This window comes from Aeromicrobium sp. Root495, assembly GCF_001426755.1.
Classification (GTDB): Bacteria; Actinomycetota; Actinomycetes; order Propionibacteriales; family Nocardioidaceae; genus Aeromicrobium.
This window is the reverse complement of the sequence record NZ_LMFJ01000001.1, coordinates 1,889,219-1,905,218: the sequence shown is the minus strand read 5'-3', so window position 1 is coordinate 1,905,218 and position 16,000 is coordinate 1,889,219. Positions and strand designations below refer to the sequence as shown.

General features: G+C 72.0%; 18 protein-coding genes. 4 read left to right on the top strand and 14 right to left on the bottom strand.

All coding sequences use genetic code 11. The annotated features are described in order from the left end of the window. The first annotated feature begins 12 nt into the window (after window positions 1-12). Both ASD11_RS09490 and ASD11_RS09485 read left to right on the top strand, forming a co-directional pair. Window positions 13-813 (top strand): ABC transporter permease, encoded by an 801-nt coding sequence (locus ASD11_RS09490; RefSeq protein WP_056286334.1) that lies wholly within the window; start codon window positions 13-15, stop codon window positions 811-813. A 35-nt stretch (window positions 814-848) separates the two neighbouring features. Further along, complete coding sequence (locus ASD11_RS09485) at window positions 849-2,201, top strand: NAD-dependent succinate-semialdehyde dehydrogenase (RefSeq protein ID WP_056286331.1); 1,353 nt, start codon at window positions 849-851, stop codon at window positions 2,199-2,201. 81 nt (window positions 2,202-2,282) lie between these two features. On the opposite strand, the gene ASD11_RS09480 is transcribed toward ASD11_RS09485, so the two are convergent. Continuing rightward, entirely contained in the window at window positions 2,283-3,710 is a 1,428-nt protein-coding gene (locus ASD11_RS09480) for an NAD-dependent succinate-semialdehyde dehydrogenase (RefSeq protein ID WP_056286328.1), read from the bottom strand. Beyond that, the gene (gabT, locus tag ASD11_RS09475) at window positions 3,707-5,035 is read right to left on the bottom strand and encodes a 4-aminobutyrate--2-oxoglutarate transaminase (RefSeq protein WP_056286326.1); all 1,329 of its coding nucleotides are present in this window, start codon (window positions 5,033-5,035) and stop codon (window positions 3,707-3,709) included. The genes ASD11_RS09480 and gabT overlap by 4 nt, the downstream gene beginning before the upstream one ends. 70 nt (window positions 5,036-5,105) lie before the next feature. Here gabT and ASD11_RS09470 point away from each other — a divergent pair, with 70 nt between their 5' ends. Continuing rightward, window positions 5,106-5,999 (top strand): LysR family transcriptional regulator, encoded by an 894-nt coding sequence (locus ASD11_RS09470; protein ID WP_056286322.1) that lies wholly within the window; start codon window positions 5,106-5,108, stop codon window positions 5,997-5,999. 10 nt (window positions 6,000-6,009) lie between these two features. Here ASD11_RS09470 and ASD11_RS09465 read toward each other — a convergent pair whose 3' ends face one another. From ASD11_RS09465 to ASD11_RS09445, 5 genes are all read right to left on the bottom strand, one after another. Beyond that, the gene (locus ASD11_RS09465; protein WP_056286321.1) at window positions 6,010-6,438 is read right to left on the bottom strand and encodes a hypothetical protein; all 429 of its coding nucleotides are present in this window, start codon (window positions 6,436-6,438) and stop codon (window positions 6,010-6,012) included. 70 nt (window positions 6,439-6,508) lie between these two features. Beyond that, window positions 6,509-7,000: a DoxX family protein gene (locus ASD11_RS09460; RefSeq protein ID WP_156464662.1), complete on the bottom strand. Its 492-nt coding sequence runs from the start codon at window positions 6,998-7,000 to the stop codon at window positions 6,509-6,511. A 29-nt stretch (window positions 7,001-7,029) separates the two neighbouring features. Beyond that, the gene (locus ASD11_RS09455) at window positions 7,030-7,338 is read right to left on the bottom strand and encodes a hypothetical protein (protein WP_056286316.1); all 309 of its coding nucleotides are present in this window, start codon (window positions 7,336-7,338) and stop codon (window positions 7,030-7,032) included. Further along, window positions 7,335-7,799 (bottom strand): MarR family winged helix-turn-helix transcriptional regulator, encoded by a 465-nt coding sequence (locus tag ASD11_RS09450; RefSeq protein WP_056286312.1) that lies wholly within the window; start codon window positions 7,797-7,799, stop codon window positions 7,335-7,337. Before ASD11_RS09450 ends, ASD11_RS09455 begins: the two co-directional genes overlap by 4 nt. A gap of 27 nt (window positions 7,800-7,826) precedes the next feature. Continuing rightward, window positions 7,827-8,696: a hypothetical protein gene (locus ASD11_RS09445; protein ID WP_056286308.1), complete on the bottom strand. Its 870-nt coding sequence runs from the start codon at window positions 8,694-8,696 to the stop codon at window positions 7,827-7,829. A 95-nt stretch (window positions 8,697-8,791) separates the two neighbouring features. Here ASD11_RS09445 and ASD11_RS09440 point away from each other — a divergent pair, with 95 nt between their 5' ends. After that, window positions 8,792-9,061 (top strand): hypothetical protein, encoded by a 270-nt coding sequence (locus tag ASD11_RS09440; RefSeq protein ID WP_156464661.1) that lies wholly within the window; start codon window positions 8,792-8,794, stop codon window positions 9,059-9,061. Between the two features lie 4 nt (window positions 9,062-9,065). On the opposite strand, the gene arfB is transcribed toward ASD11_RS09440, so the two are convergent. The 7 genes from arfB to ASD11_RS09405 all read right to left on the bottom strand — a co-directional run bounded on the left by arfB (window position 9,066) and on the right by ASD11_RS09405 (window position 15,874). Continuing rightward, complete coding sequence (arfB, locus tag ASD11_RS09435) at window positions 9,066-9,482, bottom strand: alternative ribosome rescue aminoacyl-tRNA hydrolase ArfB (protein WP_056286303.1); 417 nt, start codon at window positions 9,480-9,482, stop codon at window positions 9,066-9,068. Window positions 9,483-9,491: 9 nt separating this feature from the next. Continuing rightward, on the bottom strand, window positions 9,492-10,088 hold the full coding sequence (locus ASD11_RS09430) for a PadR family transcriptional regulator (RefSeq protein ID WP_056286300.1): 597 nt from the start codon (window positions 10,086-10,088) through the stop codon (window positions 9,492-9,494). Window positions 10,089-10,289: 201 nt separating this feature from the next. Beyond that, window positions 10,290-11,186, bottom strand: a complete 897-nt coding sequence (locus ASD11_RS09425; protein WP_056286297.1) for an inositol monophosphatase family protein — start codon at window positions 11,184-11,186, stop codon at window positions 10,290-10,292. 40 nt (window positions 11,187-11,226) lie between these two features. Beyond that, entirely contained in the window at window positions 11,227-12,210 is a 984-nt protein-coding gene (gene rsgA, locus ASD11_RS09420; RefSeq protein WP_156464660.1) for a ribosome small subunit-dependent GTPase A, read from the bottom strand. Further along, on the bottom strand, window positions 12,207-13,493 hold the full coding sequence (gene aroA, locus ASD11_RS09415) for a 3-phosphoshikimate 1-carboxyvinyltransferase (protein WP_056286291.1): 1,287 nt from the start codon (window positions 13,491-13,493) through the stop codon (window positions 12,207-12,209). The genes rsgA and aroA overlap by 4 nt, the downstream gene beginning before the upstream one ends. A 55-nt stretch (window positions 13,494-13,548) precedes the next feature. Then, entirely contained in the window at window positions 13,549-14,031 is a 483-nt protein-coding gene (locus ASD11_RS09410) for a DoxX family protein (RefSeq protein WP_056286287.1), read from the bottom strand. A 55-nt stretch (window positions 14,032-14,086) separates the two neighbouring features. Further along, window positions 14,087-15,874 carry a sigma-70 family RNA polymerase sigma factor gene (locus ASD11_RS09405; protein WP_162246473.1) on the bottom strand — a complete coding sequence of 596 codons (1,788 nt, stop codon included), beginning with the start codon at window positions 15,872-15,874 and terminating at the stop codon, window positions 14,087-14,089. Between the last annotated feature and the right edge of the window lie 126 nt (window positions 15,875-16,000).

Here is a 16,000-nt window from a genome sequence, read left to right as displayed (position 1 = left end):
CAGGAGTCTCCCGTGACACTCAGCCCCCTCACCCGCCGCGTCCTCGCGGTGCTCACCGGCCTCGTGCTGGTGCTGATGTACGCGCCGCTCCTCGTCGTGGTGGTGAACTCCTTCAACCAGGACCCCTCCATGACGTGGCCGCCCGAGGGCTTCACCACGAAGTGGTGGGTGCGGGCGTTCCACAGCGACGGAGCCCGCGACGCGGTCCTGACGAGCGTCCAGGTGGCGCTCGCCTCCACGGCGGTGGCGCTGCTCCTGGGCACGCTCATGGCGTTCGCACTGCAGCGGTTCAGCTTCTTCGGCAAGAACACCGTCAACCTCCTGGTGATCCTGCCGATCGCGCTGCCCGGCATCGTGACCGGCATCGCGCTCAACAATGCGTTCCGCGGGATCCTCGGCGTGCAGCTGTCGATCATGACGGTCGTCGTCGCCCACGCGACGTTCTGCATCGTCACGGTCTTCAACAACGTCATCGCCCGGCTCCGACGCATGGGCGGCAACCTCGAGGAGGCCTCGGCCGACCTCGGTGCCGGCGTCTGGACGACGTTCCGCCTCGTGACCTTCCCGCAGCTGCGCTCCGCGCTCCTGGCGGGCGGTCTCCTCGCCTTCGCGCTGAGCTTCGACGAGATCATCGTGACCACCTTCACGGCGGGCTCGGGCACCACCACGCTGCCCATCTGGATCCTCAACAACCTGTTCCGACCCAACCAGGCGCCGGTCGTGGCCGTCGTGGCCGTCATGCTGATCGTGGTGTCCATCGTCCCGATCTGGATCGCCCAGCGCATCGCAGGCGACGCAGAGACCGTCCGCTGACCCCAGTCCCCGTCACAACCAGCAAGGGAGTGCTCATGACCAGCCCCACGTACCAGGTGACCGACCCGTCCACCGGTGAGGTCGTGCAGACGTTCGACACCGCCACCGACGCCGAGATCGAGGCGGCGCTCGCAGCGTCGCACGCCGCGTTCACGACGTGGAGGGACGTCCCCATCGAGGAGCGCGCGAAGATCGTGCACCGGGTCGCCGACCTCTTCGGGGAGCGCAAGGAGGAGCTGGCCGGCATCGCGCAGCGCGACATGGGCAAGGCCCATGCCGAGGGCGTGGAGGAGGCCGAGTTCGCACAGTCGATCTTCGACTACTTCGCCACCGAGGGTCCGGGCCTCGCGGCCGACCAGCCCATCAAGAGCTTCTCCGGCGGACGGGCCATGGTGCAGAAGCTGCCCGTGGGGTCGCTGCTCGGCATCATGCCCTGGAACTTCCCGTACTACCAGATCGCCCGCTTCGCGGCTCCCAACCTCATGCTGGGCAACACGATCATCCTCAAGCACGCGGAGTCCGTGCCCGGCTCGGCGCTCGCCGTGGAGCAGATCCTCAAGGACGCCGGCGTGCCGGAGGGTGCCTACGTGAACGTCTTCGCGAACCACGAGCAGGTCGAGACGATCATCGCCGACCCGCGCGTCCAGGGCGTCTCGCTCACGGGGTCGGAGCGGGCCGGCGCCGTGGTGGCGGCTCTCGCCGGCAAGAACCTCAAGAAGTGCGTGCTCGAGCTGGGCGGCAACGACCCCATGATCGTGCTCGACACCGACGACCTCGACTCGGTGGTGGGGGACGCCTGGGACTTCCGCACCTACAACGCGGGCCAGGTGTGCAACGCCAACAAGCGCATGATCGTGCACGCCGACGTCTACGACGACTTCGTCGCCAAGATCACCGAGAAGGCCAAGGCCGTCGAGGAGTACTCGCCCTTGTCGTCGCGCAAGGCCGCCGAGGCCCTCGACGAGCAGGTGAAGGACGCCGTCTCCAAGGGCGCCACGCTCCACGCCGGTGGCGTGCTGGGGGAGGGCCCGGCCGCGTACTTCTCGCCCGCCGTCCTGACGGGCATCACGAAGGAGATGCGCGCCTATGCCGAGGAGCTCTTCGGCCCCGTGGCCGTGGTCTACAAGGTGGAGTCCGACGAGGAGGCGCTCGCGCTGGCCAACGACACGCAGTACGGCCTGGGCGGCTCGGTGTTCGCCAAGGACGAGGCTCGGGCCGAGAAGCTCGCGCAGCGCCTCGAGGTGGGCATGTCGGCCGTCAACCAGATCGCCGGCGAGGGTGCCGAGATGCCGTTCGGTGGCGTCAAGCGCTCCGGCTTCGGCCGCGAGCTCGGCCCCCTCGGCATGGACGAGTTCGTCAACAAGCGCCTCTTCTACGTCGCCGACTGACCCGTACCTCCAGATCTGCGCTGCGATCGGCCGAAGCGCGTGCGCGACTCGGTCGACCACGGCGCAGATCTGGAGGATGAGCTACCAGGCGATGCTGAGGTACTGCGTCTCGGTGAACTCCTCGAGACCCTCGCGGGCCCCTTCGCGGCCGAGGCCGGACTGCTTCATGCCACCGAAGGGTGCTGACGGGTCGGAGACGATGCCGCGATTGACGCCGATCATGCCGGCCTCGATCTCCTCGCCCAGCCGGATGGCGCGCTGGAGGTCGCGGCTGAAGACGTAGGCCGCGAGGCCCAGCTCGCTCGCGTTCACCTCGGCGAGCATCGCCGCCTCGTCGGTCCACGTGACGACGGGCGCCACGGGACCGAAGATCTCCTCGGTCACGATGCGGGCGTCGGCGGCGACGTCGAGAAGCACCTGGGGCGCCAGGAAGTAGCCCTTGGCGTCGGCCGGCAGCTCCGCGCGGTACGCCACGCGGGCACCGGCGGCGACCGCCTCCTCGAGCTTGGCGGTGATGTCGTCGACGGCCTTCTGCGAGACGAGCGGGCCGATGTCGGAGCCGTCGGAGGCTGCTCCCACCGTGAGCGCCTCGACCCGTCCGCCGAGACGTCGGGCGAACTCCTCGGCCACGTCGGCGTGCACGTAGAAGCGGTTGGCCGCCGTGCAGGCCTGGCCGCCTCCGCGGAGCTTGGCGATCATGGCGCCGTCGACTGCGGCGTCGAGGTCGGCGTCGTCGCACACGACGAAGGGGGCGTTCCCGCCGAGCTCCATGGCCGAGACGAGCACCCGGTCCGCAGCCTGCTTCATGAGCTGCTTGCCGACGGCCGTGGAACCGGTGAAGGAGATGAGCCGGACGCGCGGGTCCTCGAGCCACGTCGTCACGACCTCTGCCGCGCGCGTCGTGGGGACGATGTTCACGACGCCGTCGGGCAGCCCGGCCTCCTGCAGCAGTCGCGCGACCGCGAACGTCGTGAGGGGCGTCTCCGCGGCGGGCTTGAGCACGACGGTGCAGCCGGCAGCCAGAGCGGGCGCGATCTTGCGGGTGGCCATGGCGGCGGGGAAGTTCCAGGGCGTGACCAGAGCCGCGACGCCCACGGGCCGGTGCGTCACGAGCGTGCGGGCGCCACCCGCGGGTGCCTCGCCGTACGTGCCCGAGGTGCGCACGGCCTCCTCGCTGAACCAGCGGAAGAACTCGGCGGCATAGACCACCTCGGCGCGGGCGTCGGCGAGCGACTTGCCGTTCTCGCTGCTGATGAGGGCGGCCAGCTCGTCGACGTCGCGGTGCATGAGCTCGAAGGTCCGGCGCAGCACGTCGGAGCGGGTGCGGGGGGCGAGGCGCCGCCACGGGTCGAGCGCCGCAGCGGCGGCGTCAACGGCGCGGAGGGCGTCGGAGGCTCCACCGTCGGCGACCTCCGCGACGGGCTCCGTCGTGGCGGGGTCGTCCACGACGAACGTCCCGTGCTCGCCGGGGCCCCAGGTCCCGCCGACCAGGACGAGGTCGCTGCTCATCGGCTCTCCCCGAAGATGGCCACGAGCACGTCGAGACCCTCGGTGAGGAGGTCGTCGCTGATGGAGAGCGGGGGCAGGAACCGCAGGACGTTGCCGTAGGTGCCGCACGTGAGCACGATGACGCCCTGGGCGTGGGCCGCTGCGGCGACCGCCTTGGCCAGGGCCGGGTCGGGCTCGTCGGTGCCGGAGCGGACCAGCTCGACGGCGATCATGGCTCCTCGTCCACGGACGTCGCCGACGCGGTCGTCGTCGGCCTGGAGCCGGTGCAGACGGTCCAGGAAGACGCGCTCCACCTGCTGCGCCCGTTCGACGAGGCCGTCCTGCTCGATGGTCTCGATGACGGCGATCGCGGCGGCGCAGGCGAGCGGGTTGCCGCCGTAGGTGCCGCCGAGCCCGCCGGGGTGGACGGCATCCATGATCTCGGCGCGGCCCGTGACCGCGGCGAGGGGTAGGCCGCCGGCGATGCCCTTGGCCGACACCACGAGGTCGGGCACGACGCCCTCGTGCTCGACGGCGAACATCCGCCCGGTGCGCGCGAAGCCCGACTGGACCTCGTCGGCGATGAAGACCACGTCGTTGGCGTGGCACCACTCCACGAGGGCCGACAGGAACCCGTCGGCCGGGACGATGAAGCCGCCCTCGCCCTGCACCGGCTCGATGACCACGGCGGCGAGGTTCTGGGCGCCCACCTGCGCCTCCACCTGGCTGATGGCCCGACGGGCCGCGAGCTCGCCGTCCATGTCCTTGGCATCCCGGTACGGGTAGGACATGGGTGCGCGGTAGACCTCGCCGGCGAACGGGCCGAACCCGTCCTTGTACGGCATGTTCTTGGCCGTCATGGCCATCGTGAGGTTGGTGCGGCCGTGGTATGCGTGGTCGAAGACGACGACGGCGTCCTTGCCCGTGTGCTTGCGGGCGATCTTGACCGCGTTCTCGACGGCCTCGGAGCCGGAGTTGAAGAGGGCCGAGCGCTTCTCGAAGTCGCCCGGGGTGAGGCGGGCGAGGTGCTCGGCCACCTCGAGGTAGCCCTCGTACGGCGTGACCATGAAGCACGTGTGGGTGAACGCCTCGACCTGGGCCTGGACCGCGGCCACCACGCGCGGAGCGCTGTTGCCGACGGTGGTGACGGCGATGCCCGAACCGAGGTCGATGAAGCGGTTGCCGTCGACGTCCTCGACGATCCCGCCGGCCGCGCGCGCGGCGAAGACCGGCATGGTCGTGGCCACGCCGGAGGAGACCGTCGCGACCTTGCGGGCCATGAGCTCGGTGGACCGGGGGCCCGGGATCGCGGTGGCGAGATGGCGGGACTGCTCGACAGACGTCATGAGCCCATCGTCCTCTCCCGTTCCATGCTCGTCCAATACCAGAAGTCCCGTCACGGTATGCTCACGAAGCATGGAGCTGAGGACGCTGCGCTACTTCGTCGCCGTGGTCGAGACCGGGTCGGTCAGTGCCGCCGCCGAGCGGGTGCACGTGACCCAGCCGGTGGTCTCCCGACAGCTCCAGGCGCTGGAGCGACGCCTCGGCGTGCGACTCTTCGACCGCGACGGTGGGCGCCTCCGGCTGAGCGCCGCGGGCCGGGAGCTGCTGCCGCGCGCCCGTGAGGTGCTGCTCGGGGCCGACGCGGTGGAGCAGGCGGCCCGCCGTCTCGCCACCGGCCACCTCGAACGGGTCGCCATCAGCGCGCCGAGCACCACGGTGATCGACGTCCTGGCGCCGTTCGTGGCGACCCTCGGGCCGGACGACCCGCTGCCCAGCCTCGTGGAGAGCAGGCGGCACACGAGCGTCGAGCAGCTGCAGCAGGGCGCCGACGTCGTGGTGCTCACGACACCGCCCCCGCCCGGGGTGCACAGCGTCCCGATCGCGACGCTCCCGCTCTGGGCGTCCGTCCCGGAGGATCACGACTGGGCCCCGCGTACGACGCTCGACGTCGTCGAGCTCGTGTCGGAGCCGGTGATCGTCCTGGCCCCCGAGTTCGCCGCCCGGCAGATCCTGGACATGGCGCTGGGGGAGCGCGGGCTCGTGGCCGGTGAGCTCGTGGAGGCGACCCACCCGCGGGTGGCGCAGGCCCTCGCGGCAGCCGGTCGCGGGGTGGCCGTGGTGACCGACGACCCACGGTTCGGGCTGGTGACGGTCCCGCTCACGAGCGGGAGGCAGCGGCTGTCCATCCACCTGCATGCCGCGTGGTCGCCCGAGCACCACGCGGCCGACGCGCTGGCGGCCTTGAGCGGACGCCTCGCGGCGTTCGTGGAGCAGCGCTACGGCACGACACCCCAGACGGCTCCCTGAGCCGGCGGGCTCAGCCGGCTGTGCGGTCGAGGAGGGCGTCGGGGGAGGCGGGGCCGACCGTGGTGTCGGTGGCGAAATAGACCGGCCACGTCCTGAACGGCGCCGACCGCAGCGCGCGGTGCAGGGCGGCGCACCAGGCGTCGTCGAGCGGGCGGGTGGCCGGCGGACCCGGGCGGGCCCGCATCACGGCGACCGAGCCCTCCGGCACCGACGTGGCCATGACCTCGGTGAGCACCCGCACGAGGTTGGCCATCATGACGTCGTCGGGCCGTTGGTCGTCCTTCTCGTCGTTCACGTCCATGATGTGCGCCAGTGTTCCCTCCGGCTCGATGAGGAGCACCCACACCCGGGCGATGCTGAAGCCCCAGGGGCCGGCGAGCTCGCGCCACGCGGCGTCGAGGTGGTCGGCGGTCGTGATGGGTCGCTCGAGAGATTCCATGACCCCACCGTGGTCGCGCGGCTCCTCCCGGTCGACCGCCCGTCCACACGGGGGAGGACGGGCTTGACGCTCAGGTGCGGGGCGGGCGCCAGCTCACGACGAGCATGAGGGCGGTGCCGACGACGGCCAGCCCGAGCGCACCGGCGCCGACCTCCCAGCCGTGCCAGTGGGTGCCCAGGGCGTGGTCGAGCGACATCCGACCCGGGCCGATCGTGGCGAGCGCGACGAGGGCGGCCACGATGACGAGCACGTACTCGTAGCCGTCCTTGAAGATGAAGAAGCCGTTGCGCGCGTGCACCGTGACGAAGGCCGTGAGCATCACGCCGATGGCCGCCGACGCGGCCAGCGGCGTGAACAGCCCCACGACGAGGGCGAGGCCGGCCGCGATCTCCAGGTAGGTCGAGACGAGCGCGTGCACCCGAGCCGGCCGGAGGCCGATGCTCTCGAACCACCCGGCGGTGCCCTCGATGCCACCGCCGCCGAAGCCGTGGTTCCAGCCGTGCAGCACGAAGGTCACGCCGAGCACCACGCGGAGCACGGTCGCGGCGACGTCGATGTCCATGCGGCCGAGCATCCCACAGCGAGAAGGGGCTAGAAGACCCAGAACCAGCCCGCCACGGTGGGCAGCAGGGCGATGAGGACCCACAGCGGAGCCACGGGGCGGTGAGCCAGGATGAGCCGCATCACGGCGACCATGACCTGCGCGACGAACGCCGACATCACCAGGAGCACCACGGCGTCGTCGCTGCGGCCCTGGCCCTCCACGACGTGCGCGACGCCGATGAGCCCGATGACGCCGTGGACGGCGACCATGAAGAAGCCCACGGCGGCGACGCGTCGACGGACCCGGTCGATGGCGGCCGTCTCCTCGGCGTTGAGCTGGGCGCGGGGCGTGCTCATGCGGGCACCGCGGAGGTCCGGCCGTCGGCGATCCGGCCGAGGAGGCCTCGCAGGACGCGGTTGAGCTCCTCGAGCTCGTCCGCCTCGAGACCGAGCCGCGAGACCATCGTGGGCGGCACGGCGAGCGCCCGGCGGCGCAGCGCGCGGCCGTCGTCGGTGAGCACGATGGAGAGCGCGCGGTCGTCGACCTCGCTGCGCGTGCGCGAGAGCAGCCCGGCCGACTCCAGGCGCTTGAGCAGGGGCGACAGGGTGGCGGGCTCGAGGTGCAGACGGTCGGCCAGCTCCCGCAGCGGCACGCGGTCGCGCTCCCAGAGCGCGAGCATCACGAGGTACTGCGGGTGCGTCAGGCCGAGCGGCTCGAGCACCGTGCGGTACTCGGCGACGACGTCGCGCGAGGCGACGGCGAGGGCGAAGCAGATCTGCTCGTCGAGGGAGAGCGGGTCGCGATCATGAGGGGGCACATGATCAGTGTACTAACTGACGTGGCGTCAGCTGTCCTCGCGGTCGGCGCACGAGCTGGAGCGCTTCTCCTCCGGGCTGGCGTCCTCGGCGTCGGGGAGCCCGAAGGCGACCCACTGCTTGCTCCTGGCCTCCCGCAGGACCGTGCGCAGGCTCTCGGCATCGGCGGTGCCCGCGGTCACCGGCTCGTACGTGCCCTGCTCGTAGAGCGTGCAGGTGTCGACGCCGTCGATGAGCGTGTAGTTGGCGAGCGACGGCCACGTCCCGGCGACGTCGGGCTCGCCCGAGAGCTGCAGCCAGCGGCGCACGACGACCGGCTGGTCCTGGTCCTTCACGCGGTACACGGCATAGGCCTGCAGCGCGATGCGCTCATACGTGGAGCCGTCGTCGCGTGCGACGCGGTCGGTGCGCCACGTCGCCTTGACGATCCGCGGCGGACCGGTGGGCTGGTGGTCCTCGTCGAAGATGGAGACGAGGTACTGCGAAGCCGGGTTCTGGCCGTTGCGATCGGCGACCGACGTCAGGTACTGCTCACGCGTCTGGGGCGAGACGTCGGCCAAGAACGACCGGGCCGTCTTGAGGCCCGGGTCGGCGTCCCACCACTTCTCGTTCTCGAGCGAGTCGGCGAGCAGTCTTCGGAGCTGCCCTGCGTAGCCCTCGATCTCGGACCTCGCCAGGCCGTCGGCGGGCTCGGGTGTGGGGACCTTCGCCAGGTCGACCTCGGGAAGCTTCTCCAGCGCGGCGAGCGCGGCGGCCGCCGGGTCGTCCGCTGCAGGAGCCGTCGCACCGGTGGAGGACTTCGGCCCGGCGTCCTTCGAGCTGCCGGTGCAGGCTCCCAGGCCGGCCACGAGGGTGAGGGCCACGAGTGCCGAGGCGGTGGTACGGCGCAGGCTGCTCATGAAGGTCGAGCCTAGGCGACCGGGCCGCCCGGGGCCCGCCGCCTGGCCGGTGCTCCGACTCGCGCCGGCCGCGCGCTCGAAGCACCATGGCTCCCATGGACACATCGACGAACGAGTCCGACGGACCCATCGAGCCGCAGGCGGGCGAGGAGGTCCTGCCCGACGACCCGGGCGTGCCGAACGACCCGCCCGGCCCGGGCGTCCCCGAGGACACCGGCACGACGTTGCCACCGGACGTGCCCGGGCACCCGACGGCCGACCAGCCGGCCGGCACCCAGGGCGTGGAGGGCGCGGACCCCGGCGAGGGGGCCGGCCCGACGAGCGGGGAGGAGGGCGAGGAGTCCGAGGAGGAACAGCCCGACTGACGGCCTAGTCCCAGCCGCCCTGGCGTCCGCGCTTGGTGTCGGAGCGGCGCTTCTTGGAGTCGAGACGACGCTGCACCGAGCCGCGCGTGGGCCGGGTGGCGCGTCGGGACTTCTCGGGCACCACGGCCGCCGCGACGAGCTCCTCGAGCCGGACCTTGGCGGCCTCGCGGTTGCGGTGCTGGGAGCGGTACGTGCTGGACGCGATGGTGATCGTGTCGCCGACCATGCGCCCTCGCAGACGCCGCGCCGCCCTCTCCTTCTGGGTGGGGGAGAGGGCGGCGGAGGCTGCGAGGTCCCACGTCAGCTCCACGCGGGTGTCGGTGGTGTTGACGTGCTGGCCGCCGGCCCCGGAGGACCGGCTGAAGCGCCAGCTCAGCTCGTGGTCGGGGATCGCGAGCCGGGACTCACGCGACGAGGTCATCCGGAGAGATTACGCGTCGTCGTCGGCGAGCACGCGGTAGAGCGCCTTGCGGGCGTCGTCCACCACGACGGTGGCCTTCTCGCGCTGCTCGGAGGTCCCGTCGCGCATGACCTGCTTCCAGGCACTGATGAAGGTCTTGAGCGCGACCGAGAGGTCGCGGTAGTCCTGGTGGTCCTCGCCGGCCTGCGGGGCCCACGGGGTGCCCAGCGACTCGCGCTGCTGCTCCACGAGCTCGCGGCCGTCGTCGGTGAGGGTTGCGGTCTTGCGACCGTCGACCCGCTCGAACTCGACGAGACCCTCGTCCTCGAGCTGCTGCAGCACGGGGTAGATGGATCCCGGGCTGGGCGTCCACCGTCCCTCGCTGCGCTCGGCGATGTCCTGGATGAGCTGGTAGCCGTGCATGGGCTGCTCGGCGAGGAGCAGCAGGGCCGCGGCGCGCACGTCGCCGCCGCGACCCCGGCCGCGACGACCGGGTCGGCGTCCGGGATGACCCGGGCCGCCGGCCTCGCGGGGGTCCCAGTCGAGCTCGGGACCGAAGGGGAATCCGCCGCGGCGCGGTCCGCGCTGGTGACGGTCGTTCCTGGGGGAGTAGTCGTTGTTGCGCATGGTGTTTCTCCTGAAGAGTCGGGAGGCGGTTCCGGGATCTTCCGTGGGCCGCCTCGATCATGTCGATGACTCGACGATATATCGGAAAGGCATCGTTCGTCAATACCTTTCCGATATATCGGATAAAAGTCCTTCCGACATGAGTGACCCGCCGGTCCGGATGGACGCGGCGGGTCGGTGGTCAGGGTGTGGGCTCTCGCCTCAGGGGTAGTCGGTGGACGGGCGGGAGAAGTCGAGCACGTTGGAGCGCGGGACCTCGGGCTCGTCCTGCCACGACGGGTCGACCACGACGTCGTCGGGGAAGTGGTTGAGGTACGCCATGGCGGCGTCGTGCAGGCGTCCGTTGGTGGCCAACGCGTTGCCGCCCCACGGGCCGTCGGCACCGTCGAGCCCCGTGAACCGACCGCCGGCCTCGCGCACGATGATGTCGAGCGCGGCCATGTCCCAGACCTTGAGCTCGGGCTCCGCGGCCAGGTCGACCGCTCCCTCGGCGAGAAGCATGTAGGACCAGAAGTCGCCGTAGGCCCGCGTGCGCCAGCAGCGACGCACGAGTGCCGCGAAGGCCTCGGTCTTCCCGATGACGTCCCACCCGCCGGGCGAGCTGTACGAGAACGACGCCGACTCCAGGTCGCTCACCTGGGACACGGCGATCTCGCGCGCGTGCATGTACGACTTGCCGGTGAACGCGCCCCCACCCTTGGAGGCCCACCAGCGGCGCCCGAGAGCCGGCGCGGACACGAGACCCATGACGATCTCGCCGGCCTCCTCCAACGCGATGAGCGTGGCCCACACCGGGACGCCCCGCACGAAGTTGGACGTCCCGTCGATGGGGTCGACGATCCAGCGGCGCTCCGACGACCCGGTGGACCCGGCGACCTCGCCGTGCTCCTCGCCCAGCACGACGTCGCGCGTGCGGGCCGAGCGCAGGGTGCGTCGGATGGCCTCCTCGACGGCCTCGTCGGACTCGGTCACGTAGGTCATGTCGGGCTTGGTGGAGACCTGGAGGTCGATGGCCCCGAAGCGGTCCATCGAGAGGTTGTCGGCGCTGTCGGCGAGCACGTGCGCCAGACGGACGTCGTCGTTCCAGGAGTGCGACATGGCGTCAGATTACGGCCTCGGGCACCAGTGGTGGGGGACGTCAGTAGGTCTCGAGCTGGTCGCGGCTCGCGAGGATGCGCCGGAAGGACTCGACGCGGTCGGGGCGCAGCGTCCCGGCGGCCACGGCGAGGTCGAGGGCGCACTCCGGCTCCGAGGCCGCGTGGGTGCAGCCGCGGGGGCAGTCGCGGGTGGCGTCCTGCAGGTCGGGGAAGGCTCGGATGAGGTGGTCGACGTCGACGTGGGCGAGACCGAACGAGCGGATGCCGGGGGTGTCGACGATGCGGCCGCCACCCTCGAGCTGCAGCACCATGGCCGACGTCGACGTGTGGCGACCGCGGCCGGTGACCTCGTTGACGTGGCTCGTGGTGCGGTGCGCGTCGGGGACGAGCGCGTTGACGAGCGTGGACTTGCCGACTCCGCTGTGGCCCACGAGCACGCTCGTGCGACCGGCCAGCACGGCACGGATCTCGTCGAGGTCGCCGCCGCGCTGCGTGACGACGGTGCGCACGTCGAGCGGCTCGAGCAGGTGGAGCATCTCGGTGGGATCGCCGAGGTCGGCCTTGGTGAGGCACACGACGGGGTCCATGCCGGCGTCGAACGCGGCCACGAGGCAGCGGTCGACGAGGCCCGCGCGCGGCGGTGGGTCCGCGAGGGCGGTGACGACCACCAGCTGGTCGGCGTTGGCCACGACGACGCGCTCGATGGGGTCGTCGTCGTCGGCCGTGCGGCGCAGCACGTTGCGTCGGGGCTCGACCTCGACGATGCGGGCGAGCGACCCCTGGGTGCCGGTGACGTCGCCCACGACCTTGACCTCGTCGCCCACCACGACGCCTTGACGGCCGATGGACCGGGACTTCATGGCGGTGACGACGCGACCGTCGACGTCGAGCGTGTAACGGCCCCGGTCGATCGTGATGACCGTGGCGATGTCGGCGTCGGCGTAGCTGGGCCGGTCCTTCGTGCGGGGGCGCGTGCGACGTTGCGGACGCTCGAAGGCCGCGTGGTCGTCGTCGGTGCTCCTCACGAGACCAGACGCTCCCACACCGGTGCGAAGTTGGGGTAGGTCTTGACCGTGGTGGAGACGTCCTCCACGAAGACCTCGGGCACGCGGAGGGCCAGGACGACGGCGGCGTGGGCCATGCGGTGGTCGTCGTAGGTGCGGAAGATCTCACCGTGCAGGGGCCGGGGGCGGATCTCGAGCCCGTCGTCGAGCTCCGTGACGTCGCCACCCATCCGGTTGATCTCGGTGGCGAGCGCTGCGATGCGGTCGGTCTCGTGGCCGCGCAGGTGGGCCACGCCGGTGAGGCGCGAGGGACCCTCGGCGAGCGCCGCGAGGGCCGCGACCACCGGGGTGAGCTCGCCGACGTCGTGCAGGTCGAGCTCGACCCCGCGCAGGGGCTCCTGCGTGCCCAGGACGAGGTCGTCGCCGTCGCGCTCGACGTAGCCACCGAACGCCGGGACGAGGCGGCGCCAGGCGTCGCCGGCCTGCTGGGTGTGCTCGGGCCAGCCACGCACCGTGACGCGTCCCCGGGTGGCCAGGGCGGCCGCGATGAAGACGCCGGCGTTGGAGAGGTCGGGCTCGATCTCGACGTCGAGGGCCTTCACCGGGCCGGGCGAGACCACCCAGCGGTCGGGCCGGGAGTCGTCGACCTGCACACCGCGGCGGCGCAGCTCGGCGACCGTCATGTCGACGTGGGGGAGGGACGGCAACGGTGGCCCCACGTGCCGCAGGTCGAGGCCCTGCTCGAAGCGAGGAGCCACGAGGAGCAGCGCCGAGACGAACTGGCTCGAGGCCGAGGCGTCGACGGTGAGCTCACCACCGGTGACCGAGCCCGTGCCGCGCACCGTGAACGGGAGGCTGCCGCGACCCTCGTCGTCGACCTCGACGCCCAGGGCCCGCAGGGTCGAGATGGTGGTGCCCATGGGCCGCTCGCGCGACCTCGGGTCGCCGTCGAACGCGACGTCGGCCGTGCCCAGCGCGGCGAGTGGGGGAACGAAGCGCATGACGGTGCCCGCAAGGCCGCAGTCGACGGACACCGTCCCCTCGACGGCACCGAGGGGACGGATGCTCCACGCCTGGCCGGTCTCGGGTCCGCCCCGCTCGAACGTGGCGCCCAGCGACTCGAGGGCCGCGACCATGAGGGCCGAGTCCCGGGAGGTGAGCGCACGCCGCACCACGGAGGGGCCATCGGCGATGGCCGCGAGCACCAGCGCACGGTTGGTGAGTGACTTGGAGCTGGGGACCAGCACGCGGGCGTCGAGAGGCGTGTCGCGGTACGGCGCGAGCCACGGCAGCGGTCCAGTCATCGGTGCCACCCTATCGCCGAGCGGCGCGCTGTCCCGACCTCCGCCGAGCGAGCGGTCAGCGGCGCAGGTCGCTGATCTCGTCGACGACCTTGTCCTTGGCGTCGACGACCTTGTTCTTGGCGCGCGTGCCGATGAACTTCTTGTGCGGGTCCGGGTCGAGGGTGGCCATGAGCAGCCCGCCGATGACCGACACGTTCTTGACGAAGTGCAGACGCTGGTTCTTGGCCGCCACGGGGTCCGACTGGTTCCAGAACTGGTGGCCGACCACCGTGGTGGGAGCCAGCGAGCCGGCCAGCACGAGGGCCGACAGGCGCGGTGCCCGGCCCGTGGCCAGGCCGGCCGCTGCCAGGAGCTGGGTGCCGGCGTTGATCCGCACGAGGGTGGCGGGCGCGACCGGCTGGCCCGTGGCGCCGGAGATCGCGTCGGCCACCGGCTTCGCCTTGGGGGCGATCGTCGTCGTGTTCTTGAGGGCGTTGGCCGCCCCCGCGAAGAAGACGGAGGCAAGCATCGGGCGGGCGACGGTACGCAGCAGGGTCATACCTGCATTGTGTCGAGGTCGGCCCGGTCCCACAACGCGAGCGTCCCGGACCGGGCTAGGAGCCGAGCAGCCAGAGGCCCGAGGCGAACGCCGCGGAGTCGTCGCTCGGGTCGGGGTCGGTGGCCGAGGAGATGGTGACCGTGCCCCGGGGCAGCAGCCCGATGGCCTTGAAGGGGAAGTCGAACGACGCGCCGCTGGGCACGGAGGACGAGCAGGTGAGGGTCTGGACCCTCTGGTCCCGTTCAGCCGTGCAGCTCCACCCGCCTCCTGGGATGCCGCGGAAGACGACGGTACGGGCGAAGTCGACCCGCACCGAGACGTCGGTGGTGGCGGGCAGGTCGCCGGTGGTGGCCACGGTGAACGGGACCACGACGCGGCGCTGCCCGAGGGTGCCGTCGCTGCTGATGACGGGCGTACCGATGCTGAAGTCGGTGGTGACCGGTACCGGCGGGGGCGGCGGAGTGGTCTCGGTGGGCTCCGGGGCGGCGGTCTCGTCGGAGGACGTGGTGGGGGCCGGCTCGCTCGTGGGGGTCTCCACCGGCGTGGGCTCCGGCGTGGGCTGGGGATCCATGGTGGCCGTGGCACTGGGCTCGGGCGACGCGCTGGCGCTGGGTGCCGGCGAGGGCAGCTCGGCCGGTCCTGTGCTGCTCGGCGCGGTGGCGACCGTGTCGGTGGAGGGGCCGGGCTCGTGCTGCATGACGACGACGCCGGTGGTGGTGGCCACGCTCGCAGCCACGACCGTGGCCGCGGAGACCGCGGAGTGCGCGCCCACCGTGGCCGCGATGGCCTTGAGCGGGATGGCGGCGGTCTGGGCGAGCGTGCCCACGACGGCGGCGCTGCCGACCGTGCCGGCGCTGCCGACGGCCGTGATGCCCGTGGCCGCGGCACCGGAGACGACGCTGCCCGTGGCGGCGGCGCCGCTCGCTGCGCTGCCGGCCGCGGCGGCACCCCCGGACGCGGCGCCGCCGGACGCGGCGGCACCTCCGGAGGCCGCACCGCTGGAGGCGGCTCCTGCCGCTCCCGACGCAGCGGCGCCCGAGGCCGCTGCGGCGGCTGCGCTCGTGCCGCTCAGGTAGGCGGACGCGGCCGCACCGAGGAGCGCGGGTGCCAGCAGCGCGCCGAGGTTGGAGTTGACCTCGGCCAGCTCGAGGTAGATGCCGGCGCACCGCCGGCACGTGTCGAGGTGGTCCTCCACCTTGGACGTGTCGCGGGCCGACAGGCCGCGGCGCACGTATCCGCCGAGCAGGGGCGTGATGACCCGGCAGCCGGACTCGACGTTCTCGGCGAGGTGGCCCTGCAGGTAGGCCTGGCGCAGTCCCTCACGGGCGCGGTAGGCGAGGGCGGAGACGCTGTTGGCGCTCATGCCGAGCAGCGGGGCGATGTCTGCGGGCTTCTGACCCTCGACCTCGAGGTGCCACAGCACGAGCTGCCAGCGCTCGGGCAGGGAGGCGAACGCCGACGCAGCGGCCTGGTTCTCGAAGCTCGTGGTGGCGGGGTCGACGAAGTCGATGCCGCGGTCGAACGTGGTGTCGTCGTCGGTGGGACGGGTGCGCGTGGTGGCGCGGATGCGGTCGACGTGGAGGCGGCGGATGGCGGTGAGGAGGTAGGCGCGGAACGCCTCGTCGGGGCCCTTGCCGTCCTGCAGCAGCACGAGCAGGCGCGTGAAGGCCTCGGCCACGAGGTCGTCGGCGTCGGGTCCGTGGATCAGCGAGCCCGCCAGGCGCTGGGCAGCCTGGCGGTGACGATCGAAAAGACGCCCATAGGCGTCGGTGTTGCCCGACCTGACCTGTGCGATCAGGTGGGCGTCTGACTCGTCGGCCACGGCCGACACTGCATCGCTCACGGTCTCTCCTCCATGCCCATCAACGAGGAACCTCAGAAAAAGTTTCGGCAACCGCGTCATGACGTGCCCGTAGCGGCGTCTCTTGTGCACCGAACCACACACCGGGCGCGACGGGAAGGGGGCACA